Annotated in this window: 23 protein-coding genes and 2 pseudogenes; 12 read left to right on the forward strand and 13 right to left on the reverse strand. The window is 59.5% G+C overall.

Annotation, left to right across the window (positions count from 1 at the left end; all coding sequences use genetic code 11):
* Positions 1-11: 11 nt before the first annotated feature.
* A complete protein-coding gene (locus JO965_RS35920; RefSeq protein WP_203445625.1) occupies positions 12-308 on the forward strand; it encodes an I78 family peptidase inhibitor in 297 nt (98 codons plus the stop codon).
* A 280-nt stretch (positions 309-588) separates the two neighbouring features.
* Positions 589-1,206 carry an Hsp20/alpha crystallin family protein gene (locus JO965_RS35925; protein WP_203445626.1) on the forward strand — a complete coding sequence of 206 codons (618 nt, stop codon included), beginning with the start codon at positions 589-591 and terminating at the stop codon, positions 1,204-1,206.
* 536 nt (positions 1,207-1,742) lie between these two features.
* On the opposite strand, the gene JO965_RS35930 is transcribed toward JO965_RS35925, so the two are convergent.
* The 3 genes from JO965_RS35930 to JO965_RS35940 all read right to left on the reverse strand — a co-directional run bounded on the left by JO965_RS35930 (position 1,743) and on the right by JO965_RS35940 (position 2,823).
* The gene (locus JO965_RS35930; RefSeq protein WP_246777096.1) at positions 1,743-2,087 is read right to left on the reverse strand and encodes a hypothetical protein; all 345 of its coding nucleotides are present in this window, start codon (positions 2,085-2,087) and stop codon (positions 1,743-1,745) included.
* Positions 2,088-2,108: 21 nt separating this feature from the next.
* Entirely contained in the window at positions 2,109-2,447 is a 339-nt protein-coding gene (locus JO965_RS35935) for a hypothetical protein (RefSeq protein ID WP_203445627.1), read from the reverse strand.
* A gap of 103 nt (positions 2,448-2,550) precedes the next feature.
* A complete protein-coding gene (locus tag JO965_RS35940; RefSeq protein ID WP_203445628.1) occupies positions 2,551-2,823 on the reverse strand; it encodes a hypothetical protein in 273 nt (90 codons plus the stop codon).
* A gap of 113 nt (positions 2,824-2,936) precedes the next feature.
* Here JO965_RS35940 and JO965_RS35945 point away from each other — a divergent pair, with 113 nt between their 5' ends.
* Both JO965_RS35945 and JO965_RS35950 read left to right on the forward strand, forming a co-directional pair.
* On the forward strand, positions 2,937-3,452 hold the full coding sequence (locus JO965_RS35945; protein WP_203445629.1) for a hypothetical protein: 516 nt from the start codon (positions 2,937-2,939) through the stop codon (positions 3,450-3,452).
* 120 nt (positions 3,453-3,572) lie between these two features.
* Positions 3,573-4,079, forward strand: a complete 507-nt coding sequence (locus tag JO965_RS35950) for a hypothetical protein (protein WP_203445630.1) — start codon at positions 3,573-3,575, stop codon at positions 4,077-4,079.
* On the opposite strand, the gene JO965_RS49045 is transcribed toward JO965_RS35950, so the two are convergent.
* Positions 3,973-4,260: a PRC-barrel domain-containing protein gene (locus tag JO965_RS49045; protein WP_203446702.1), complete on the reverse strand. Its 288-nt coding sequence runs from the start codon at positions 4,258-4,260 to the stop codon at positions 3,973-3,975. The genes JO965_RS35950 and JO965_RS49045 overlap by 107 nt on opposite strands.
* A gap of 180 nt (positions 4,261-4,440) precedes the next feature.
* Between JO965_RS49045 and JO965_RS35960 the strand changes: the two genes are divergently transcribed.
* Positions 4,441-4,800, forward strand: coding sequence for a hypothetical protein (locus JO965_RS35960; protein WP_203445631.1), 360 nt, complete (start codon positions 4,441-4,443; stop codon positions 4,798-4,800).
* A 90-nt stretch (positions 4,801-4,890) separates the two neighbouring features.
* Here JO965_RS35960 and JO965_RS35965 read toward each other — a convergent pair whose 3' ends face one another.
* From JO965_RS35965 to JO965_RS35980, 4 genes and pseudogenes are all read right to left on the reverse strand, one after another.
* The gene (locus tag JO965_RS35965; RefSeq protein WP_203445632.1) at positions 4,891-5,982 is read right to left on the reverse strand and encodes an IS630 family transposase; all 1,092 of its coding nucleotides are present in this window, start codon (positions 5,980-5,982) and stop codon (positions 4,891-4,893) included.
* Positions 5,983-6,058: 76 nt separating this feature from the next.
* Positions 6,059-6,772: a transposase gene (locus JO965_RS35970; RefSeq protein ID WP_246777097.1), complete on the reverse strand. Its 714-nt coding sequence runs from the start codon at positions 6,770-6,772 to the stop codon at positions 6,059-6,061.
* A gap of 77 nt (positions 6,773-6,849) precedes the next feature.
* Positions 6,850-7,407, reverse strand: a complete 558-nt coding sequence (locus JO965_RS35975; protein ID WP_203445633.1) for a helix-turn-helix domain-containing protein — start codon at positions 7,405-7,407, stop codon at positions 6,850-6,852.
* A gap of 84 nt (positions 7,408-7,491) precedes the next feature.
* Positions 7,492-7,665: pseudogene (locus tag JO965_RS35980) on the reverse strand (IS6 family transposase); the annotation flags it as partial.
* Positions 7,666-7,876: 211 nt separating this feature from the next.
* Between JO965_RS35980 and JO965_RS35985 the strand changes: the two are divergent.
* From JO965_RS35985 to JO965_RS35995, 3 genes are all read left to right on the forward strand, one after another.
* Positions 7,877-8,038: a hypothetical protein gene (locus JO965_RS35985; protein WP_203445634.1), complete on the forward strand. Its 162-nt coding sequence runs from the start codon at positions 7,877-7,879 to the stop codon at positions 8,036-8,038.
* A 27-nt stretch (positions 8,039-8,065) separates the two neighbouring features.
* A complete protein-coding gene (gene folE / locus JO965_RS35990; protein ID WP_203445635.1) occupies positions 8,066-8,731 on the forward strand; it encodes a GTP cyclohydrolase I in 666 nt (221 codons plus the stop codon).
* A gap of 62 nt (positions 8,732-8,793) precedes the next feature.
* On the forward strand, positions 8,794-9,291 hold the full coding sequence (locus JO965_RS35995) for a PACE efflux transporter (protein ID WP_203445636.1): 498 nt from the start codon (positions 8,794-8,796) through the stop codon (positions 9,289-9,291).
* Positions 9,292-9,335: 44 nt separating this feature from the next.
* Here JO965_RS35995 and JO965_RS36000 read toward each other — a convergent pair whose 3' ends face one another.
* The 5 genes from JO965_RS36000 to JO965_RS49050 form a co-directional block, all read right to left on the reverse strand.
* Positions 9,336-9,722 (reverse strand): 6-carboxytetrahydropterin synthase, encoded by a 387-nt coding sequence (locus JO965_RS36000; RefSeq protein WP_203445637.1) that lies wholly within the window; start codon positions 9,720-9,722, stop codon positions 9,336-9,338.
* Between the two features lie 203 nt (positions 9,723-9,925).
* Positions 9,926-11,863 (reverse strand): bifunctional diguanylate cyclase/phosphodiesterase, encoded by a 1,938-nt coding sequence (locus tag JO965_RS36005; protein WP_203445638.1) that lies wholly within the window; start codon positions 11,861-11,863, stop codon positions 9,926-9,928.
* Positions 11,864-12,501: 638 nt separating this feature from the next.
* On the reverse strand, positions 12,502-13,122 hold the full coding sequence (locus tag JO965_RS36010) for an ImmA/IrrE family metallo-endopeptidase (protein ID WP_203445639.1): 621 nt from the start codon (positions 13,120-13,122) through the stop codon (positions 12,502-12,504).
* 354 nt (positions 13,123-13,476) lie between these two features.
* On the reverse strand, positions 13,477-13,644 hold the full coding sequence (locus tag JO965_RS36015) for a hypothetical protein (protein WP_203445640.1): 168 nt from the start codon (positions 13,642-13,644) through the stop codon (positions 13,477-13,479).
* A 375-nt stretch (positions 13,645-14,019) separates the two neighbouring features.
* Positions 14,020-14,256 carry a plasmid pRiA4b ORF-3 family protein gene (locus JO965_RS49050; RefSeq protein WP_256451929.1) on the reverse strand — a complete coding sequence of 79 codons (237 nt, stop codon included), beginning with the start codon at positions 14,254-14,256 and terminating at the stop codon, positions 14,020-14,022.
* A 309-nt stretch (positions 14,257-14,565) separates the two neighbouring features.
* On the opposite strand from JO965_RS49050, the pseudogene JO965_RS49750 reads away from it, so the two are divergent.
* From JO965_RS49750 to bcsA, 4 genes and pseudogenes are all read left to right on the forward strand, one after another.
* A pseudogene (locus JO965_RS49750) lies at positions 14,566-14,856 on the forward strand (cellulose binding domain-containing protein); the annotation flags it as partial.
* Between the two features lie 93 nt (positions 14,857-14,949).
* Complete coding sequence (locus tag JO965_RS36025; RefSeq protein WP_246777098.1) at positions 14,950-17,394, forward strand: Calx-beta domain-containing protein; 2,445 nt, start codon at positions 14,950-14,952, stop codon at positions 17,392-17,394.
* Between the two features lie 602 nt (positions 17,395-17,996).
* The gene (locus tag JO965_RS36030) at positions 17,997-19,685 is read left to right on the forward strand and encodes a calcium-binding protein (protein WP_203445642.1); all 1,689 of its coding nucleotides are present in this window, start codon (positions 17,997-17,999) and stop codon (positions 19,683-19,685) included.
* A 262-nt stretch (positions 19,686-19,947) separates the two neighbouring features.
* Positions 19,948-22,125, forward strand: coding sequence for a UDP-forming cellulose synthase catalytic subunit (bcsA, locus tag JO965_RS36035; RefSeq protein WP_203445643.1), 2,178 nt, complete (start codon positions 19,948-19,950; stop codon positions 22,123-22,125).
* The last annotated feature ends 46 nt before the right edge of the window (positions 22,126-22,171 follow it).

The following is a 22,171-nucleotide window of genomic DNA, read 5'->3' on the forward strand; positions in this document are numbered from 1 at the left end:
GGAGGCATCGCATGAGCTTGCGTCTAATCCGGTTCTTGGCGGTCCTGCTGACCGCTCTCCCCCTGATCCCGGCCGGAGGGCTCACCCAACCGGCACCGGACCGGCAGGTCTGTGCGATGGGCGAGGCCCAGGCGGTCGTCGGGCAACCCTACTCGCCTGAGCTGGCCGAGAGAGCCCGCCGGGCCGCCGGGGCTCGCGAGATCCAAAAGATCGAGCCGGGGGGCGCCTACACGACCGACCTCAATGCCGATCGGCTGAACATCGAGGTGGACCGCGCCGGCATCGTGACAGGCCTCCGCTGCGGATGACGTTCCATCGGCAACGGATTTGCCGCGGTGTTCGGGCCACCGGGATGCCGATTCTTGCTGGCTCGGGGAGACCGGAGGAGCACTGGCACGCCCAAGCAAACCCAAGGCTGCTGCCCATCCATCATTGTCCTGTCTCCATTCCAGACGGATTGGTGTCGGAATATAATTGGTTCCGATGGTCGAGTGCTTTGGCTCCGCCATCATCCAGTCTGAGTTGTGTTGCCCTTCCGGCGGATCCATCTCCGCCGAAGACCGCAAGTTGAACGAGGAGGAACGCACAATGGCCCGCAATCCTATGACCCCGTTCCGTCCCGGTGGCGGAATGGTCCCTGGTGATCCCTTCCTCTCGCTGCATCGCGAGATGAACCGCCTGTTCGACGATGTCTTTCGCGGTGCTGGCCTGCCCGCTGCTGAGGCACAGGGTCAAGGTGGTGGCACCTTTGTCACCGCCAGCATGAACGTGTCGGAGACGGAGAAGGAAATCCGCATCACCGCGGAACTGCCCGGCGTCACCGAGCAGGATATTGATATCAGCCTCGATGACGATGTGCTCACCATCCGGGGCGAGAAGAAGTTCGAACGCACGGACGACAAGGAGAACTTCCACTTCGTCGAGCGCTCCTACGGCACCTTCCAGCGCTCCTTGCGGCTGCCTTTCCCGGTGGATCCGGAGCAAGTGCAAGCCAGCTTCGAGAATGGGGTGCTCACGGTGACGGTGCCGAAGATCGGTCGACAGGAGCGCACGCGCCGCATTCAGGTGCAGGGCCGAGGAGGTGGAGGTCCAGGTGCCCAGAGCGCTCAAGGTGCTCGGGGCGCCTCCGGCGGCACCGGCACTGAAAGCGAGGATCAAGGGAAGGCCGGCGCCTCGGACCAGGCTAGCGACACAAGATCCGGATGAGCCAGTCGCCCATGCGCGAGCCCTTGGCGCATAGGCTGCTCCACATCCGCTCGACTCGAGCAGGTACGCAGAGCGGATAATGTGCTGCGCAGGGCCGCTCACGTAGGGCTGCCGTTCAAGCCTCGGAAGTAAGGCCCCGTGCTTCAGGTTTGACTGGTCCCACGCAAAGAGTGCCGTTCAGGCGCTCTTTCTGTTAATCCGCTATCCGGACGACTCCACGGCGATGGCCGGCTGAGACGATCACCTTGGCCCTTAGGCGGGCCCGGCTGTCTCCTGCCGCCTCCCGCTATCCATCCAAGGTGCTTTCAGCTACCGCATCCATCCTTCCAGGCTACAGATCACCACCATGATGAGAACCGCGCCACCAAGGAGGACGATGTCGTGCCATGAGCCCAGATCGACCATGAACTGTCTCCTGACGTGGATGAGTTGGAAGCCGCAACTCTCCTACAGAACGCCAATCTTTACTGTTTGCCTGATGCCGTCGCAGACCACGCGGCGGTTCGCCCGTCTGACCTGTCTCGCCTGAACGCAGGCTATGGGCCGGAGGTCGTCATGATGGGGCTTTGGACCATCCACCCAAGCGCGGAAACGTCCCGGTCTAAAATCTGTTCCGTGGAGCGGTTCAGGTCTCGGCGCAGCGAACAAAGGCCCGCAAACCGCCGATCAGCAGCATCCTCTGATCGGCCGGCAGGCCGGGACAGGTGGCAGGCATCAACAAGAGCTGCCAGTTGCTCACGGCCGGGCCGGCGCTCCCGGATCTCGCTGGCCCACATGACAATCTCCGATGCCGTACCCGCGCAGGACGGGCACGCGTCGATGACCCCGTTGGCGAGTTCGATGATGTGGTCGAGCGGGGCCGCGTCAGGCGCGATCGGCATGGCGGGTTCAGGAGGCGGTTGTCATTTCGGTTCAATGGTCTGATCGCCGCCTGGCGTTCCTGGAGGCGGGATGACCCGCGTCGTGCCGGGGTTCGGCACCGGGGGGCGCACGGCCATGTCGGGGGCGATGTTGGCAGGTGGGCGGATCACGCCGTCGGTGCGATTCAGCTTGTCGCTGAGCGGTGCGTTCGAGCGGCCCACCGAGCCGGTGGAGCGGGGATCCTGGGGCCCGGTGCTCTCGGACTTGAGAGTCTCGGAGGTCTGAGGCTGCCCCTGTGCTTGGGCCAGGGGCATCGTGCCGGCGACCCCGCCAGCCATGACGATTGCGGTCAGCAAAAGCTGTCTTGGTTTGAGGCGCATGGGTCACCTCCCTTTTAACCTAGGTTAAGCTCTGTTCTCCAACGCGGCCTCACGGCCACCGTTCCCCTGATCGTCTGGTGGCGAACGCGTCCTTCTCAACACCCTAGGTCAATCGTCCGTGTACATCAGCCACGGATGCCTCAGAGGCCGACACGTCAGGGCGGTGAGCCGAGGCTGGGCCTTGAGGATCAGGCCTGGCCACGTCCGATGCCTGAATGCGGGTCTTCCGGCCGCGCCATGCCGCGATCATCTCCTGCCGCAAGGGTGGCCTCGGCTTGGGCAGCGCCCGCCAGATGAACAGCGTGCAGGCCTTGCTGACCGCAAGGATGATGGCGATCCCATAAAGAAAGATCACCGGAGAGAAACTCTCGTTCATTCGTCACCATCCTCTTGGATCGCGAGCCAAGATGCTTGCCCGGTCCGTCAGATCGACAGCAGAGGTCCGATGCACCTATAGTATCTAGGGCCGGGTTGTGATGGAGGCAGGCGATGACGCTGTCTCTCGCCCTTGCATTCTTCTTGGCCGCCACGCTCGGTGCGGATGCCGCCTCGGGAAAGCCGAAGACGAAACCCAGAGCGGGTCAGCTCGCCCAGACCGTCACCGTTTCCGGGGAATGCACCCGGCTGGTTCAGGCCGGACGACCCGTCGGGGGATGCAAGAACATCCTGGTGAATACGAACTACGGTACGGGCGTGAGCGGGTATTGGTTCATGACCGGGAACAGCATTGTGTCCTTTGCCGGCGGCGGCGCCCGCCGGCTTGAACAAGCCTCCGACCACGTGATCCAGTCCATCGAGCGGGTGTTCCTGGCGGACACGACAAATATTGTCCGAGAGGAGGATGCCACCGTGGAGACCGCGATCGGCTTCTGCCGCTTTGGCGACGTGACCAAGAGAGGCTCGACGATCGAGTGCGTGGCCCATACCCGGGCGGGTCTGTACGAGGGAGCGTTCGTGACCGACGGCAATCCGCCAAAGCTCGACACATTCCAGATCGGTCCATAGCCGCCCAGGATCATTCTTTGGCGCGACGAGGGGCCGGAGAACGTGCGCCCGATCGATTGACAGGACTGACGCCCAAGGAGCACGATTCCCGCGTGGGGGTGCGCCACAAGGATGGCCACGATGGACCGCTTCGACCACATCCTGCACTGGAGACTGCAACAGGGCTCGCACACCTTCCCCGGCCAAGACGGTGGCACCTGCATCAACGAGGCGGCCATAGTGGCGGCGGGCTTCCCATACCAAGCTGTCGGGTCGGTCGAGAACATGCCGGACTGCTTCTCGCGCCCGATCTGTCGGTTCGCGATGCACCTGAATGATGAGGCCGACAATGAGGAGCGGCAGCTCCTGCTGCCGTTTGTCACCCGCCTGGCCTGTGCCGATACGCCAACGGTGGAGCAGGAGCGGGAGGCCTACATCACCGCGCGCCTGAGTTGGCGTCTCTCCTTCCGTGACCGTCTGGCCATCCTCGAAGGCGCCCTTGCGATCGGACGACAGGCTGGCACGCCGGGAGTGGAGATGGTCAGCAGTCGGATGGCGACAGTCCAGCAGAATGCGGCAACAGCCACCTCCGTGGAGGAGTATCCTCTGTGCGCCCAATTCCAGGGGTGGTTCGCGGGTATTTTTTAGGGCTGGTCGCGGTTGCCACCGCGCAGGGCCCATTCACGAACCTGATCTGGTCTGGCGGGAACGCCACGTCGTGCTCGCCGATGCCCAAGAAACCACCCACACCCACCACCACGGCCTGGATCTTGCCGCTGCTGTCCACGATCAGCGCACTGATGTCGCCGATCTTCTCATGCTCCTGAATTCGCTTTCAGCGCGCGGTCGATGACCCGCCTATCCGCAACGCCACCCTTGAGTTGACTCGTCAGTTTCCAACGGGCCTTCCGCGAAATTTCGGGGAGATTTTGAAGCTGGAAGCCAGCGAGGATGACAAGCCTCAGATCCTGGTCGATGCTTGGGCTGGCCATCCTCCTGAGAGGAGATCATGCCCATGAAAACCCTGATGGCTTTCAAGCTCGTTCGCATGGTTCAGGACGAGCACCGCACCGAAGCCGAGTTCGAGGGAACCGGTGCCGAAGGCAGACAGGAGATTACCCTGATCCTGAACAACATCGATGCCCAGGAGGTCGATCTGCAGGTCGGCGCGCGCTACACGCTCGACATCAAGCGGTTCTACCCTGAGGAGCGGATCAGCGCCAAGCCCGAGCATTGGCGTCATGAAGTCAGGGCGGATTTCAAGGGGCGCAGAAGAGCCAAAGCCATCGATGAAAAAGGGCCGCACCCGGTCTTATGCCCATGCGCGCGACCCCTTGGCCCGTATCTGCCCCTACGGGTCGGACCGTAGAGCGCCTCTTACAAGAACGGGCGCTTTCTTTTTGCAGGCTCAGCTTTTCGGGGCAATTATCCTCGCGATCGCGTGCCTTGAGCGCGCAACCTAGTGGTGCGAGTTCAAAGTGCGTTGGCAGAAGCGTTTGACACTGGCGAGGATCTCGTCAGCGGATTTGGTCCAGATGAACGGTTTGGGATCCAGGTTGGTCTGCTCAATGTACGCGTGGATTGCGGCTTTCAGGCTGTCGGTGCTGACAAAGACCCCGCGTTGGAGGCAGCGCCGGGTCAGAAGAGAGAACCAGCCTTCCACCAGATTGAGCCATGAGGCGCTGGTGGGGGTAAAGTGAAGATGCCAGCGCGGCCGCTTCACCAACCAGTCATGCACCAGGCGCGTCTTGTGGCTTGAGGCATTGTCGAGCACCAGATGCACATCCAGATCGGCCGGGACAGACGCCTCGACCTGATCCAGAAAGGCGCGGAACTCTTCACTGCGATGCCGCCTCGTGCAGGCGCCGATCACGCTGCCGGTCTTCACATTCAGGGCTGCAAACAGGTTGGTGGTGCCATGCCGCCGGTAGTCGTGGCTGTGGCGCTCAACCTGTCCTGGACGCATCGGTAGAAGCGGCGTTGTGCCTTCAACAGCCTGGATCTGCGGCTTCTCGTCCACGCACAGCACCAGCGCACGATCCGGTGGGTTGAGGTAGAGCCCCACCACATCCCGGACCTTGTCGACAAAGGCAGGGTCGCGCGACAGCTTGAACGTCTCCTGTCGATGCGGTTGCAGGCCAAAGGCGCGCCAGACGCGCGAGACCATGGTCTGGCTCAGTCCCACGTGCTGGGCCATGCTGCGGGTGGACCAGTGAGTGGCGGCAGACGGTTGCGTTTCCAAGGTCAGAGCGATGAGGCGCTCGATCTCATCATCACCGACCCGGCGCGGCGCACCGGAGCGGGGAGCATCACTCAGACCATCCAAGCGGTGGGCCAGGAAGCGCTGTCGCCAAGTGACGACGCTCTGCCGGCTGACGCCGAGCCGGCGAGCAATAGCGGTGTTGGTGGCGCGAGAATCGGCGCAGGCGAGCACGATCCGCGCCCGCATCGCGACATCTTGATGGATGCTTCGTCGACGAACCAGGGCCTCCAGGGTTTCCCGCTCCGGTGCAGTGAGGGACAACGCAACCGGCTTGGGTCCGCGGGCCATGGCAGCCTCCCAGGAGAGAGTCTGTCAGACTGCTCCCGCCATCGCCAAACTGCAAATCAACTTCAAACTCGTACCACTAGTGGGTCGTCTGCCGTCGGATCTGGCATTCTGCTGGCGCCTGTGATCTCGGCTGAGGAAGCGGCTGGCAGGTGCACGCTCCGGAACCGCCGACGCGATGGACCTGCTCGTTCGCGGAGCGCCGTCGCCGCTGCCGGCGTTTGCCGTTCCAGACAAACGGCGTCGGCTGGGCATTCCAGCACCGTGCCGTCTGCTCGAACCAGCGCCCGATTTCGGCAGGGCTGTGCGGATGTTGTCCGGCCAGTGCGCGGCGCTTGAGCACGCGCTGGATCGACTCCGCCATGTTGAGCCAGCTGCCGCCTACGGGCGTGTACAGTGGCATGATGCCATGTGCACACAGCCACAGCACCAGCTCGGGCGACTTGTGACCGGTGAGATTGTCCCACACCAGCAGAAGCCGCAGCGGCGGCAAGTCCTCTGGCAAGGTGAAGCGCAGGGTCAGGCCCGCCTGCCACATCTGCCACGCGGCGCGCGTGGCGGTGGGATCTTGCAGGGGAGCCGGCGCCGGCAACGCCACCAGAATTTCGCTCAGATGCTCGCGCAGCCACGGATGCAGCACCGCATTCGTGCATCGCTCTGCGGATTGCAGCCGCACCTGGCCTGAGGCGGGATGGAACAGGGTCAGGATCTTGGTCGTGCCACCGCGGATGTATTCGTGGGGTTGCCTGGCCGGGTGAGCTTGCGGCTGCCATGACGTCCCCGGATGCGGCACCGCCTGGAACGGGCCGGCCTCGTCCTCGCACCAGACCGACAGCCCGAGGTGGGCACCAAGCGTGTAGGCCTGCTCGATCAGCTTTTTTTGACCGCCGCATCGGGATCGCTGACGCGCACCAGCCCGCGCTTGCGCCGCCGCAGGCTCACGCCGGTCTCACACCAGGTGCGGCTCTTCTGCCAGCTCAGGCCCGCCTCGTGCAGGGTGCGTGCGATGGTGAACCGGCTCACCCGCGGCAGGCCGTCCGGCGCCCGGCGCAGGGCCTTCTGCAGCAGGCTCAGCGACCAAGTGGCGGTGCCGTCCGTCTCGCGCTCGGGCGATCGGGCCCACTCGACCAGAATGCGTTGCTGCTCCCGAGCGCCATAGCGGATGCGTGGCCCGCCGCCATGGTGCGGGCGCACGGCGGCCAGTCCCTCGCGGTTGAAGCGGCTGACCCAGGCCGAGATGGTCTCATTGTGGCCGCGCCCGACCAGACGCGCGGCGGCGGTGTAGCTGGCGCCCTCGGCAATGGCCAGCAGGGCGCGGGCCCGGTCGACCTCGGCGGCGGGGGCACTCTGCGAACGGCTCAGGCGAGTAAGTTCTGTGCGCTCCTCCGCGGTGAGCGGGCGCAAGGGGTCTTTCTGGTGGCGCGACATGGCACACCTCGCAACACGAGGATCAGCACGCCACTATACCAGATCCAATGGCAGACGACCCACTAGGTTGGTCCGCCCCTGTTCACGAACCTTGATATAGGTTCCATCGACCTGTCTTTTGCCGCTGACCGGCCGCTTGCGTCGATTGAACTGCTCCGGCAGGAGTGGCGCATAGTCGACGGTCCAGCAAGGGACAGTAGCATGGTCGACCAAGATGCCGCGCTCGGCCATCATCTCCTCCAAATGACGGAGGCTCAACCTGACCCCAATTCACGGGTCGGTACGTGCGGCATTATCCTTCATTTTGACTCAGCTAGTTGCGCATGTTTCGTTTGCTTGGCAGTTGTCCATCTCCCGCAGCACAAGACTTCCGCAACATTATTCAACCATGCTCTAGGACAATTTGCCATAAGGGACAATCTTCTCAGGTCTCGTCAGAGCTGGTAACGGTATGGATGGGGGCACGGCCATGAAAACCTATGAGCTTGAGAAGCAGCGCAAGCTGGATGGCCTTCGGGCCCAGCGGGTGCGTCATGAAAAAGCGATCTGCATCACCCTCATGATCGTCGTGATCATAGCCGGGGTGGCGATTGCTTGGTTCATCAATTATCTCTTCGGTCAGTCGACATAAGTAACCAATAACTCTGCAGGGGCCATTATGAACTTCCATGCTCACCAGCTTCATCTCGCACGCCTCTGCAACGAGACGCTCGACCAGCCTCTGAGCGAGACCGAGCGCGAGGGGATGATCGCCGCGGCCGCCCGGAAGCTGGAGGAGTTGTTCGACATCCTGCGCATCGATCATCAGAACGACCACAACACCCGCGAGACGCCTCAGCGCGTCGCCAAGATGTACGTCGAGGAGATCCTCGCGGGTCGTTACACCGCTCCGCCCAAGATCACTGAGTTCGACAACGCGCAAGACTACGACCAACTGATCGTCACGGGTCCACTTGAGGTGCGCTCCCTGTGTGCGCATCACCTGATGCCGATCTACGGTGAGGCTTACATCGGCATCCTGCCCGCCGCTGATGGCAAGATCATCGGCCTGTCCAAATATGACCGCATTGTCGCGTACTTCGCCTCGCGTCTGCAGATCCAGGAGGAGCTGGTCAAGCAGATCGGCCAGTACATCATGGACATGACTTCACCCCGTGGGCTGGCGGTGCGCATCAGCGCGGTGCACATGTGCAAGACCCAGCGCGGCGTGCGCGCCAGCCACCGCAGCCGCATGGTCAACACCTACTATTGGGGTGAGATGGCAGAGAATGCCGACCTCAAGCGGGAGTTCCTGCAGGAATGTACCGCCCTCGATCGGGCATGATCGGCGTAGGCCTGCCGCACCTGAGTGGCTCAGCCCACCCCTTCTCTTGAGGCATTTCGGTCATGCGCGCACCTTCGGATCGCCTCCGTTATGCTATCAGCTTTGAACTCGGCGGCCTTGCTCTTGTGTCCCCGCTTGGCGCGTGGGCCTTCAGTATGTCGGTGGCGGACATCACTGTGGTGAGGATTGCCTGTGCGATCATCGCAACCCTGTGGACATACCTCTATAATTTAGCATTTGATTCCATCCTGCAGCGCACCACCGGCGCAATTGACAAGAGCATCCCCATGCGCGTCTTGCACGCGGTCCTGTTTGAGATCGGGCTGTTGGCCATGCTGACGCCGCTCTTGGCCTGGTATCTCGGCATCAGCCTGGTCCACGCTTTTCTTATGGACGTGGCCTTCGCCCTCGTCTTCATCCTGTACGCCTTCGTGTTCACTTGGGTCTATGATCGTGTTTTTCCTGGACCTGCGGCGCAACAGTCGGCGAGGCCTCAGCCAAGTTCTCCGGGGAATGCGCCAAGTTGGATCGCAGAACGGATGAAGGGATGGCCCGCCTGAGAAGGCATGACGGAGGTCACGCCATTGGACAGGCCGATAGGGCGCTAGGCTGCGAGGCTGGCTTTGCTCGCAGCTTCACCACGATAGATGCAGCCTTCCGTCGAGCCGGGCATGCCGCGCTTGAGTTCGACCTCTTCGAGATTCGGGAAACGCGCCTTCACCAGCCGCCAGATATAGGTGGTGACGTTCTCGAGCGAGGCGATGCCGATCTCGGGATTGAGATCGAGATTGCCGTGATCGAGGCCCGATCCGTGCTCGCCCTTGATCTCCTTGATGTAGTTCTCGACCTCATAGAGATTGACCGGCCAGCCATAGATCTCGTCGGCGGCTCCACCGAAGGTGAGTTTAACGATGAAGGTATGTCCATGCAGCCCGGAATAGGGAGCCACCGAGTGCGCGGCTTCGAACGTAAACTCGCAATATGTCTTCATTGATCGTGCCCCTGACCGTTATCTCTTTCGCGTGAACAGAGTTCTGAACGCCATAGGTCCTGAGCTGGACACACCATCTCCAGGACAAGCTATCTTATCGCGTCGCTCGCGCTGCATCCAAGAGCGAGTTGGCGTTTTGGCCCGGCGCAGCGTGCAGTCTCAGAGAAGATGCACGGCTTGCAGCCGACATCGTCATCCTTCGGTTAGCCTGACGGTGCCGATAACGCTGGGTCCAGGGAATAGACCAGTTCATGGGCCGGCCTGGGACGTCCGAAGTAGTAGCCCTGGGCCTCCGTGTAGCCCGCCGTCTGGACCTGGAGGAATTGCTCCTTTGTCTCGATGCCCTCAGCAACAGTGGACATGCCAAGTCCGGCTCCAAGACTTGCGATCGATCGTACGATCGTCATCGCATCACGCCGGGACGAGAGATCCCGCACGAATGACCGATCTATCTTGATCCGGTCGAATGGAAAACTGCGGAGATAGCTGAGGGATGAATAACCTATGCCAAAATCATCAATGGCAATCTGCACTCCCAGCCGGCGCAGCTCATGCAGCGCCGCCATGGTCGCCTCGGTCTCATCGAGCAGCGACGTCTCGGTGAGCTCCAGTTCAAGCCGCCCTGGAGCGAGCCCCGTACTCTGCAGCGCCTTGCGCACGCTTTGCACAAGGCCTCCGCTCCGGAACTGAACCGGAGAGACATTGACGGCGACCTTGATGCACCGTGGCCATTTGACAGCTTCAGCGCAAGCCGTTTGGATGACCCACTCGCCAAGCGGTGAAATCAACCCAATGTCCTCAGCGACCGGAATATACTCTGCCGGCGAGACCTTGCTCCATTTGGGGTGGCGCCAGCGAAGAAGAGCCTCGAAGCCGTTGATCTCATTGAGCTGGATATCAACCTGGGGCTGGAAGAACAGCTCGAACTCGTCGTTTGCCAGAGCCGTGCGCAAGTCGATCTCAAGCGACCGGCGTGCATCCAATTGCGCTTCCATGCTCGGTTCGAACGAGCAAAACAGGCCGCGCCCCTGGGATTTAGCCGCGTAGAGGGCGAGGTCTGCGCGTTTCAGCATCTGGTCGGACGATACAATGTCTGCCTCAACTGCAGCGATGCCGATGCTGACCCCAATGACGATCTCACGCCCGTCAACAGAGTAGGGCGCGCTCAACTGCCCTACAATGTGTCTCGCAAGGGCCATACACGGTTCAAGCCCGCCCGGAATCTCCTGGAGGATGGCAAACTCGTCGCCACCAAGACGGGCGACGGTGTCGCTATCGCGTAGGCAGTTCCGCAGGCGATCAGCGACGATTTTCAAAAGCGCATCGCCAATCTCATGACCTAAGGTATCGTTGACGCTCTTGAACCGATCAAGATCCAAGCACAGGACAGCAAATCGAAGGCGCTCTTGCCGCCACCTGCCGAGATGCGTCTCTAGCTGCTCCTGGAAAAGCACGCGGTTCGCTAGCCCAGTCAAAGCATCGTGTCTGGCGGCATGGGCGAGATGACCGGTGAGAGCATGGAGGTCCTTATGGGCCCGTTCCAGCAATTGATTATGCCGGCTGAAGAGGCCAATCAGGATCAGCCCCAGCAGGATAAGACCAAGAGACAGTCCCGAGAAGATCCAGTACAGGCGATTGAGCTCTTGCTGATCCTGGGCGATCCTCTCCCCTCCACGGATCTGGGCGTAGGATGCGAGTTGCAGCAACTTTGGTTCCAGCGGCTCCAAGAGCTGAAGTGCTTGCTGAACCGAGCCAGGGTGCTCGAGTTCTGCGATAAGAGGCTGCAATAACACCAAGACATCGGCGAGACGGTGGAGCGTGGCCAGCTGATCAGGATCGTCCTGAATGATGCTTTGGAAACGGCCCTCGATGAGGAGCTTTACTCTGCTGAGTAGGATCTCGAAGCGGAGTTCAACTTCGCCCTTGTCGACGCCTCGGCCTGGGAGATTGAAAGCATCCAACCGGCGCTCGAGGCGCATGAACTCTGCAACCGCCTGGCTGGCCTGCCACGCCGGGTTATAGTGCGTAATATCTCCCAGGACCTTCTGACGTTCTGTCACCAGCACCGCAATGTAGGCACTCGCCAAAAGGAAGCAGACGGTAACGGCACCAAAAATCACTTTGAGGGTGCGCAGTGACACAGACCCATCCTTAGGAGATTATACGCCGATCCTGTTTCGATGGACCATGACAGAACACTGTTAAGGATCAGTGGATGGGCAAAACGGCGATGCGACTGGCTCACCCCCGAGCGCAAATTTAAGTTCCATAAAAAATGTTAACGAAATTCACTGTAGCCGCAAAGTTAGAATGTCCTGAAAAGCTCGCAAAGCGGTCCGGCATCGCTGCGAATGTGGAGACGATCCGGCGCTGGATGCTGTCCGAAGCAATCCAGATCTTCTTTGAAGTGTAAAAGTCAGGATTTGACCTGTCAGACAGCGTTAGATCGAATCCCATCAGACGTGATGGGTGCAGCAGTTCATCTCGGCGTGAAAACCCAAAGGCTTGGGCCGGACCGGCGGGCAAGCCCCAGAGCCGCGCAGCGGTGCGCCGGGGGCGCAGGGCTTGACGGCATGGCCAAGCCCCAAGCGATCTATCCTTGGCCGGGATGAACTCGGACACTGTCTGTCAAATCAAGTCCAGGATTCTACATTTGAAGCGACCCAAAGCCGGCGCGTCCTGGCACCGGATGCTCAACGATTGCAATCGGCGTTCCTACACCGCACCGCCAGCTGGGTCCGGTACTCCGCACCAGTTCGTTCGCCAACGCCAGAGGTCCCTAATTCAAGTCTGTCCGCAGCTTCGCGCCCTGTCTCCGAGCATCCTTCAGGTAATCGACCACGACAGATGGTAGCTCGCGCCGGTGCCCGGCGGCCCGTCGCTGAAACGCATCGAACTCGCCCTTGCGGATCATTGCTGCCTCAAAGCTCAGTCCAAAACGGTCCACAATATCCTCAACCGTATCGGTCGACCTGAGGAGATAGTTAGGAGCCAGGAACATCGCAGCGAAACGTCTTGCCTCACTCTCCTCTTTCTTGGCTTCTAACAACGATCTTCCAGCTGTCGGTTGGGTCGTGCTCCTGTTGCGAACACCCGGGTGCCGCATGGCGAAGTGCCCAATCTCATTGGCGATGGCCATTCGCGCTCGTGGCTCACCCCTCTGCATGGCACCAACGACGCTCTCACGGATCCGCAGGACGCCCTTTCGGGCCTCCCATTGCGCCTCTGCATCGGGCATCTCGGCGTCTGGCACCCGCTGATAGGCGAAGTGCCGAAAGCTGGTCGTAAGTTTCTGGATCACGGTCATCATGTCAGGGCGGCTCTGGTTCTGGAGACCAAGCTCCCGTCGGAGGGCCTTGACACGCTGCTCAATCTCTTCATCCGTGACATGCCGCAACATATCGGGCCTCGGAATCATAGCGCTTACTAAATATAGAATATAGTGTGGTCCTTGGATTGCAATCCCTCGTCCGAGTGCAGGGTCGGAGGCGCAGTCCTCACGTTTCGAAAGCTGTTCTAGTGCTTAAGCCGGGCGGGTGTGTTTGCGCTGTTCTTCGAGGCCCCGCAGCTCTGAGCGAACCCGCTCACCTAGTGCAGGTGCCTGACCTTTGTGCGCGCCGATGTTTCGGCCCGCACCGATGCGGCTCTCCGGACGACAACCGGCTCGATGCGTTGCTTTGTCTTGAGGGCGGCGTTCACTGGAATTCCGTCCAGCCACAATTGATGGGAGTGGAGGCAAGGTCTGCCGAAAGAGCTACCCACGCGAATGGAACATCTCATCCGCCCAGAGGTCATAGGCGTGCTGAATGATCAGGTAGGTCTCGTAGGCCCGGTCGTACCGGCGGGCTGCCAGAAAGCGCTCCCGCAAGGCATGCAGGTGCTCGAGCCGATGCGTCCACTGGGTTTTCCGCTCGTGTGACATGATCCCGATCCAGGCAAAGGGATAGCCGAACCTGATTTTAGACCGCTTGCGTGAATGAAGTGGAAATCAAGGGTATGATCCTGGCAGCGCACGGGGATTAACTCTCGGACAAGTGCGCGACCGACGACATCGTTTGACCTTGCGCGGATCGGCTCTAGGCGGGCACCAAGCTGGTCGCGCAGCAGCGACAATGGTGAGGCTGTCGGGCTTGGACAGCACCTGAAGCACGTTCAAGCCATCAGGGACGAGAGGCAGAAGACGTTTGGACATGGCGCCACCTGCAAAGGAAAGGTCCATGTCCGAGAAATCCTGACCGCTCCGGCCACGCTACTCCTGCACCACACACTTTGCGGGAGAACCAGTTTCACTCCGGTATCAACACATCGCCACTTGGATGACATCATGCAACCCCCGAAGCATCACGCTGGCTGGCATCTGAACTCGCCGCCAGACCATGGGGCTGATGCCGAGCAGCCAGGTCTTGAACCGCAGGATCTCCGGAGCTTGGGAAGGTCCGGCCTCTCTAGTTCGGATTAGGTGCGCTTTGACAAATGAAGGTGTCCAACAGCTTTGCTTCGTTTGGCTCGAAACCTTGTACAGCCGACCCGTCACCAATCTGCCCCACAAAACCTCATGCTCTCCAAGAAAGCAGGCAAGAGTTTAGCCAAACAAGAACTGCATAGCGTTGTTCCAGCAGTACTTCCGTCGCGCAACAGAAAACACGATGTTCCTGCGTATATACAACTAAGAGTTTTCTTCCTGATTCTAGATGATATCCAGGTTTAGATCATTTCTTCCAATTAGAATGCTCAAACTATGAGCATCTAAGACACTAAATTGCCTCAATCGGGGAAGATTTCACACTATACGCTAATATTGCTTCAGATGGATGCGAAACAGGTTTGGGAAAGTGGCGGGGAAATGGATTATAATCTTAATTTCAAGGTTGATAACAGCTGGAGCACCGGTCTCACTGGCTCAATTTCCTTGAGAAATCTTAACTCCAGTTCAATCAACGGTTGGATAATTGAATTTGACGCTCCTTTCGAGATCACCAATCTCTGGAATGGCCAGATTGTCAGCCATGTTGGAAGCCATTACGTCATTCGTGATGCATCCTGGAATGGTACCATCGGCCCGAATGGGACGGCTTCCTTCGGGTTCCAAGCCAGCTACAGTGGTTCGGCTCCACAGCCCGCTGGATACATTGTGAACGGCCAGAAGGTTGGCGAAAGTGTTACCCTCCCGACGTTTGCCATCGCAGATGTAAGCCTGATTGAAGGTAGCACAGGCTCGAGGGACGCCTTGGTCACCGTCTCGCTCTCCAAAGCTTCAAGCGAGGCGATCACCGTCAACTACGCCACGGCCAATGGCACAGCCCAGGCGGGCGCCGACTATGTGGCCAAGTCCGGTACTTTGACCTTCGCTCCAGGTGAGACCAGCAAGACCATTGCCGTTGCAGTCATCGGAGATACGACTGTCGAGGCGAATGAGTCCTTTCGATTGGACCTTTCCTCTCCCACAAAGGCGACCATCGCCGATGGGCAAGGCGCGGTGACGATTACCAATGACGATGTCACCGCACCGATGGCAGCCCTGAGTGTGTCTGACGTCCGCATCCTTGAGGGGCAGAGCGGCACGATGAATGCGGTGTTCACAGTAAGCCTGTCCGGAGCATCCACTGGTCCCGTCGCGGTTTCCTATGCGACAGAAGATGAAACAGCCGTCGCAGGAGCCGACTACACACCGAAATCCGGCACACTGACTTTTGCTCCAGGCGAAACCTCGAAGACGGTCGCGGTTTCCATCCTCAGCGACATACTCTCGGAGCAGAACGAATCCTTTAAATTCAACCTGTCTAGCGCTTCGGGAGCAACCATCGCCCAGGCGCAGGGAACTGGAACCATTCTCGATGACGATCAGGCAGCTCCCACATCGACCATTACGGTGGCTGATATTTCCGTTCAGGAGGGAAATCCGGTTACCCTGCCCGGAACGGGGGCTGGCGCTGGCCAGGGCTTCTTCCACACAGTCGGCAATCAGATTGTGGATGCGTCGGGCAATGGGGTGAAGATTGCCGGCGTGAACTGGTTTGGCCTGGAGTCAAACCGCTATGCCCCGGACGGTCTGCATGCGCGCAACTACAAGGACATGATGCAGCAGATGGCGGATCTGGGGTTCAACACCATCCGCCTGCCTTTCTCCGACCAGCTGTTTGAAGCCGGCAGCACGCCCAACGGCATCGACTTCGGCGAGAACCCGGATCTGGCCGGTCTCACCGGGCTTCAGATCATGGACAAGATCGTGGCCTATGCCGGGCAGATCGGCCTGAAGATCATCCTCGATCACCACCGCTCCAGCGCAGGGGCCGGCGCCAACGCCAACGGCCTCTGGTACGAGGGCGCTTACACCGAGCAGAAGTGGATCGCCAACTGGACCATGCTGGCCCGGCACTATGCCGGCAATCCGACCGTGACCGGCGCCGATCTGCACAATGAGCCGCATGGGCCGGCGACCTGGGGCGGCAATGCCGCAACCGACTGGGCCGCGGCGGCCGAGCGGGCCGGCAATGCCGTGCTGGCGGCCAACCCACACTGGCTCATCTTCGTCGAAGGCATCGAGGCGTACAACAACCAGTCCTACTGGTGGGGCGGAAACCTCATGGGCGTGAAGGACCGGCCGATTGAGCTCGATGTCCCCGGACGGCTGGTCTACTCGGCCCACGATTATCCCAACTCGATCTATGCCCAGCCCTGGTTCAACGATCCGGCGTTTCCCGCCAACCTGCCGTCGAAGTTCGACCAGATGTGGGGCTACATCTACAAGCAGAACATCGCCCCGGTGTATCTCGGCGAGTTCGGCAGCAAGCTGACGGATCCGAAGGATCTGGCCTGGCTCGACACGATCACGGCTTATCTCTCGGGTGACTTCGATGCCAATGGCACGAGCGACATCGCCGCGGGCCAACAGGGCGTCCACTGGACCTGGTGGTCGTGGAACCCGAACTCCGGCGACACCGGCGGCATCCTGCAGGATGACTGGACATCCGTCCACCAGAACAAGATCTCCGAACTGCAGCCGATTATGTTCGATTTCGACACTAGGGGCGGAGGCTCGACGGTCGACGGGACCACCAATGCGGTCTTCACTGTGGAACTATCGTCCGCTTCCGCCACGCCCGTGACCGTCGCCTACAAGACCGTTACAGGAACCGCGAATGACAGCGACTTCACGCCTCTTACTGGGACGTTGACCTTTGCCCCCGGCGAGACGAGGAAAACCGTCACCGTGAAGTTGACGGGCGACGCGTTGCAGGAAGCGAACGAAACCTTTCAGCTCGCACTGTCCAGTCCGACAGGGGCAACGTTGGCCAATTCATCAGCGACCGCCACAATTATCAACGACGACGGTGGTACTTCGACACCCCCGACCATCCCCCCCACGACACCTGCGACCTCGGCCCTGAAGACAACGACAACCGTGGTGAACGACTGGGGCAGCGGGTTCACGGCGAATGTTGTGGTGAAGAATACCGGAACAACGGCTGTCGATACTTGGACCCTCCGGCTTAAGACCCCAGTGGACATCTCCAATATCTGGAATGCGGAGATCGTCAGTCACAGCGACGATACTTACGTGCTCAATAATGCAAGTTGGAACCGCACGATCGCGCCGGGTCAGGAAGTGACCTTTGGCTTCCAGGCCACTCCAGGTCATCCACCCTCCGGGTCTTTTGACTGGCTACTTTAAGCGCGCTGGCGAGGAGGACGAGCGCCCGCAAGCCTGCTGGCGCAGACCATCCTTCAAATGCGGCAAGAGCCCTTGCTTCCTAAGCGAGCGAGGGCTCTTTCATTTGTGTGACCCGTAATCCTATGATTGGCACAATGCTGGACCATCAAGAGACACGGCACGGTGAGCGGCACGCGTCGAGGAAATTCGGCAGAATGCGCGCACTCTTTCCGACCGCGGGGTGGCAGCAGCCGATTCCCTCACTGACGCCGAGGATGTCAGGCCAGTCCTGATCGATGGACTTGCCATTGTTGCGGATCCTAACAACGTCGACACGAGGCAGAATGGTTCCATCAATACCCGATAGACCACGACCGCGGTGGCAAACATCAGCGGCAAGATCGGCAGGGGGCATTACCGTCCATCCATAATGCTTTGGAGCCGCCTGGTACAGAGCCGGACTCTTTCGGCTATGCAATATCGAGTATTTGGAGTTATCGACCGAATTTGCAACTCCGTCTTCTATAGGGATCTGCTCCAATGCTGTCGAAGACGCTGGATCCGGGGCCTGCGATAATCCGGCTTCCAATAGACTCGCATCTGAAAACTCCCGGAAAGCATGGATGGCCATTCTCAAGTTCAATAGCAGCATGCCCGTCGGTCTGCGGCTGCAAGCGCTGTTCTCATTCATCGTAAGCGGCAGCCAAAGTTATGGGACTGAAGCTGGCATGGAGACCGCAAGCTTTCAGATCATGATCTATCAGTATCCCACGGACGCATTCTATGCGGGGCTATCCATTTCAGAGGATGCCGGAGAGGTGTCCTATCTGCGCTTCGGTCCAGCGAGCTCGCCCTGGCTGACGTACGGCGAAATGAGTGAAGCCATTCAATTCACCTATAGAGGACTTGCCAACTTCCACCAGCAGGGCGCTGCCACCGCTGCTGCCATCATGGCAGGCCGAGATCATCTCATGGGCTCCTCACATGGGGATTTTATGGAGGCGTACGCGGGCGATGATTTGCTCGATGGTGCTGAAGGAGGCGATACGCTTGACGGTGGTGCGGGCAATGACATGTACATCGTCGATCACAAGGATGATCGCGTTTTCGAAAACGCGGGCGCCGGTTATGACATCATCCAGACAAGTGCCAGCTTTGCGATGGCGCCCGATACGGAGATTGAAGAGCTTAAAGCTTCCCCTTGGGCTATCTCCCTGTCTCTGATCGGCAACGGATTCCGCAATCTGATTGCCGGGACGCCGGGGCAAGACGAACTCGACGGCGGAGGTGGCGCCGATACGTTGATCGGCGGCGGCGGAGATGACCTCTATTTGGTCGATAATCCTTCGGACTTGGTTTTGGAAGATGAAAGGAGTGGTTACGACACTGTCGTCACTCGTGTGTCATATGCCTTAGGGTACAATCTTGAGAATCTGAAGGCTGACCCAGGCGCGTCTTCTATCGGACTTATGGGAAATCACCTTTCGAATGTCATTACCGGAAACCAGGGAAACGACGAAATCCACGGTCTCGATGGAGACGATACGCTCTACGGGGATGGCGGAAACGATTACATCCTTGGGGGCAACGGAGAGGATGATCTCTATGGAGGTATCGGTAATGATCATCTCGATGGAGGAAATGAAAACGACAAACTGTATGGAGATGTCGGCAACGATCTGCTGAACGGCGCTAATGGCGATGATGGCCTCTTTGGAGGAGCGGGCAATGATAGTCTCTATGGAAGTGACGGTAGTGACCGGCTCTATGGAGATGTTGGAAAAGACTATTTAGACGGCGGCGCGGGGAATGACCGCCTTTATGGCGGGACCGAGAACAACAGGCTGCAAGGCCAGACCGGGCACGATACTCTCTATGGCGGCGCCCATGCCGATACGCTTTACGGCGGCGACGGCAACGACAGGGTCTATGGTGACGCCGGCAAGGATTTGATCGACGGAGGACTTGGAAAGGATACCTTGTCGGGCGGATGGGGACGGGACACGTTCATCTTTAGAAGTACACCGAACGCTAAGTCCAATGTCGATACGATCACAGACTTCAGCGTTCAGGATGATACAATTCGGCTTGAGAACAAGATTTTCAAGGCCTTGGGAAAGTCAGGTAATCTCAACTCTGACTTCTTCACCATTGGCCGCAAGGCCCAGGACGTGAACGACCACATCATCTACAACAAGAACGTCGGCTACCTCTCCTATGACCCGGATGGGTCAGGTAGCCGCAAGCCGGTGCTGTTCGCGAAAATCAAGGCCGGCCTCGCCATCAATGATGACAATTTCTACATCATCTGAACCAGCCAATTCCTAGCGAGGTCGATCCGGTTCAGCGCTGTTGATGTGCTCGAGAAAGGAGCACCATTTGGGCATTTCCTGAGCAACCGGGAGGAATTATTGGTCGATTTATCATAAGTAGTACCAAGAAGACCGTGATCCAATTTTGGACTACCAACACAAACTCCGTAAGAGACCTTTTTGAGGAATAGTTCCGCAATCACCTCTTAGCCTACCTTGAGCGCACGGAATCACCCAAATCTTAGTGATTTTTGGAGGGGCAATGTTGCGGGCGCTATCGCTTGGACTCTATTTGCTGACATTAACATTGGCGTTGTTTCTGGTACTGCAGCCTGTCGGAACGGAAACGCAATGGGCCATCGCCACGATGTGTCTTGCCGTGATGGCGGCAATCAAGATCCTCAATCTGCAAGGGTATTGGCGCCACCTGTTCTTCGCGCTGGGTGCTCTCCTGGTTCTCCGTTACGTCTACTGGCGCACGACGGCGACGCTGCCGGCCGCGAACAGCCTCCTGGACTTTATTCCAGGCGTCATGATCTATGCGGCCGAAATGTTCTGCGTCGTCATGCTGGGACTGAGCCTGTTCGTCATCTCCCGTCCGATCCATCGTCCTCGCGCTCCGCGGCTTTCCGACGGAGAAGCGCCGTCGGTTGACGTATTCGTACCGTCCTACAACGAGGATGCTGCACTCCTTGCAATGACCCTGTCCGCCGCGAAGGCCATGCATTATCCGCAGGACAAGCTGATGGTGTATCTGCTTGACGATGGCGGCACCGACCAGAAGGTTCAGTCCGCCGATCCCATCGTTGCTGATGCAGCCCTGAAGCGCCGGGAGGAACTGCAAAAGCTCTGCCGCGAATTGGGGATCCAATATCTGACCCGTGCGCGCAATGTGCATGCCAAGGCGGGAAATCTCTCGAACGGACTGCTTCATTCCAAAGGAGAGCTGGTCGTTGTTTTCGATGCTGACCATGCTCCTGCGAGAGACTTTCTGACGGAGACGGTCGGATTCTTTGCCCGTGACCCGAAGCTGTTCCTCGTGCAAACACCGCATTTCTTCATTAATCCCGACCCTGTTGAGAAAAACTTATCGACATTCGAGCGCATGCCGTCTGAGAACGAGATGTTCTATGGCATGATCCAGAAGGGGCTCGACAAGTGGAATGCAGCCTTCTTTTGCGGTTCCGCTGCTGTGCTGCGCCGGAGCGCCCTTGAGCAGGCCGGAGGCTTTGCAGGAACCTCGATCACCGAGGATTGCGAGACGGCTCTTGAGCTTCATGCAACTGGCTGGAAGAGCATCTATGTCGACAAGCCTTTGATTGCCGGACTGCAGCCGGAGACCTTCGGCTCCTTCATCGGCCAGCGCACCCGCTGGTGCACGGGCATGATGCAGATCTTCATGATGAAGAACCCCGTCCTCAAGCGGGGCCTGACCCTGGCGCAGCGAGCCTGCTATCTCTCGAGCTGCATGTTCTGGCTCTTCCCGATCCCGCGCATGACCTTCATCTTCGCGCCGCTTCTGTTCATCTTCTTCGATCTGAAGGTCTACAACGCCACCGTTGGCGAGTTCGGAGCCTATACGTGCGCATACCTGGCGGCCGCCATCCTGCTTCAGAGCTACGCCTACGGACGCTTCCGCTGGCCCTGGGTCTCTGAGCTCTACGAATATGTTCAGTCGGTTTACCTGCTGCCGGCAATCCTAAGTGTCATCAGGAATCCGCGCCGACCGACGTTCAATGTCACGGCCAAGGGCGGTGCAACGGGGGAGGACTATCTTTCGAATCTGGCTTGGCCTTATTTCGCAATCTTCGGGGTTCTCCTCGCTGGCGCGGTGACGGTGATCTACCGGCTTCAGTATGAACCCGAATCGGCGGGCATTCTGGTGATTGCTGGGTTGTGGAACCTGTTCAACCTCTTCATGGCAGGCTTGGCCTTGGGTGTCGTGTCTGAGCGTCGCGAACGCCGGACGACGCACCGGGTGCCCACTCAAGGGCGCGGTCTGCTCCAGATCGACAGCGTGAACCTCACGGCCCAGATCGTCGACATCTCGCAGGGCGGCATGCTGATCCGGGTTCCGGGAACCAGCCCCCTACGCATGCAGTCTCAAGCCCACTTAGCTGTGGCTTCTCCCACCGGACGGGAGGTGAGTTCAGTCCTGCCGGTGAAACTCGCCAATGTGCGCTTTGAAAAGGACGGTCAGCTGGTCGGCTTGAGCTTCGGCCACCTGCAGCCGTCGCAATACAGCACCATTTCGGCGTTGATGTTCGGAGACCTGAGGCTGCTGCGCAACGCACGCATGAGCCGTCAGCGCACCAGGAGCATTCTGGCCGGCACCATCGAAGTCATGGCTTGGGGACTCGGGCATACCTTCCGCGGGGTGAGTTTCGCCCTGTTCCGTCGAGGAGGAGGGGCTGAGTCTCCTGCAACCTCAGGGTCGTAAATCGCTTCGTCAGTGACCTCTTCCCTTTCTCTTTAGCCTCTCAGGA

Source organism: Microvirga sp. VF16 (assembly GCF_016864375.1).
Classification (GTDB): Bacteria; Pseudomonadota; Alphaproteobacteria; order Rhizobiales; family Beijerinckiaceae; genus Microvirga.

Coding starts and splice junctions, on each gene's coding strand:
- JO965_RS35975 (WP_203445633.1), bottom strand. CDS start 7,407: ATGTCGCGCCACCAGAAAGACCCCTTGCGCCCGCTCACCGCGGAGGAG.
- bcsA (WP_203445643.1), top strand. CDS start 19,948: ATGTTGCGGGCGCTATCGCTTGGACTCTATTTGCTGACATTAACATTG.
- JO965_RS36000 (WP_203445637.1), bottom strand. CDS start 9,722: ATGAAGACATATTGCGAGTTTACGTTCGAAGCCGCGCACTCGGTGGCT.
- JO965_RS36010 (WP_203445639.1), bottom strand. CDS start 13,122: ATGTTGCGGCATGTCACGGATGAAGAGATTGAGCAGCGTGTCAAGGCC.
- JO965_RS35995 (WP_203445636.1), top strand. CDS start 8,794: ATGCGCGCACCTTCGGATCGCCTCCGTTATGCTATCAGCTTTGAACTC.
- folE (WP_203445635.1), top strand. CDS start 8,066: ATGAACTTCCATGCTCACCAGCTTCATCTCGCACGCCTCTGCAACGAG.
- JO965_RS35985 (WP_203445634.1), top strand. CDS start 7,877: ATGAAAACCTATGAGCTTGAGAAGCAGCGCAAGCTGGATGGCCTTCGG.
- JO965_RS35960 (WP_203445631.1), top strand. CDS start 4,441: ATGCCCATGAAAACCCTGATGGCTTTCAAGCTCGTTCGCATGGTTCAG.
- JO965_RS35950 (WP_203445630.1), top strand. CDS start 3,573: ATGGACCGCTTCGACCACATCCTGCACTGGAGACTGCAACAGGGCTCG.
- JO965_RS35925 (WP_203445626.1), top strand. CDS start 589: ATGGCCCGCAATCCTATGACCCCGTTCCGTCCCGGTGGCGGAATGGTC.
- JO965_RS35940 (WP_203445628.1), bottom strand. CDS start 2,823: ATGAACGAGAGTTTCTCTCCGGTGATCTTTCTTTATGGGATCGCCATC.
- JO965_RS35920 (WP_203445625.1), top strand. CDS start 12: ATGAGCTTGCGTCTAATCCGGTTCTTGGCGGTCCTGCTGACCGCTCTC.
- JO965_RS35935 (WP_203445627.1), bottom strand. CDS start 2,447: ATGCGCCTCAAACCAAGACAGCTTTTGCTGACCGCAATCGTCATGGCT.
- JO965_RS35930 (WP_246777096.1), bottom strand. CDS start 2,087: ATGCCGATCGCGCCTGACGCGGCCCCGCTCGACCACATCATCGAACTC.
- JO965_RS35945 (WP_203445629.1), top strand. CDS start 2,937: ATGACGCTGTCTCTCGCCCTTGCATTCTTCTTGGCCGCCACGCTCGGT.
- JO965_RS36030 (WP_203445642.1), top strand. CDS start 17,997: ATGGCCATTCTCAAGTTCAATAGCAGCATGCCCGTCGGTCTGCGGCTG.
- JO965_RS36015 (WP_203445640.1), bottom strand. CDS start 13,644: ATGTCACACGAGCGGAAAACCCAGTGGACGCATCGGCTCGAGCACCTG.
- JO965_RS35965 (WP_203445632.1), bottom strand. CDS start 5,982: ATGGCCCGCGGACCCAAGCCGGTTGCGTTGTCCCTCACTGCACCGGAG.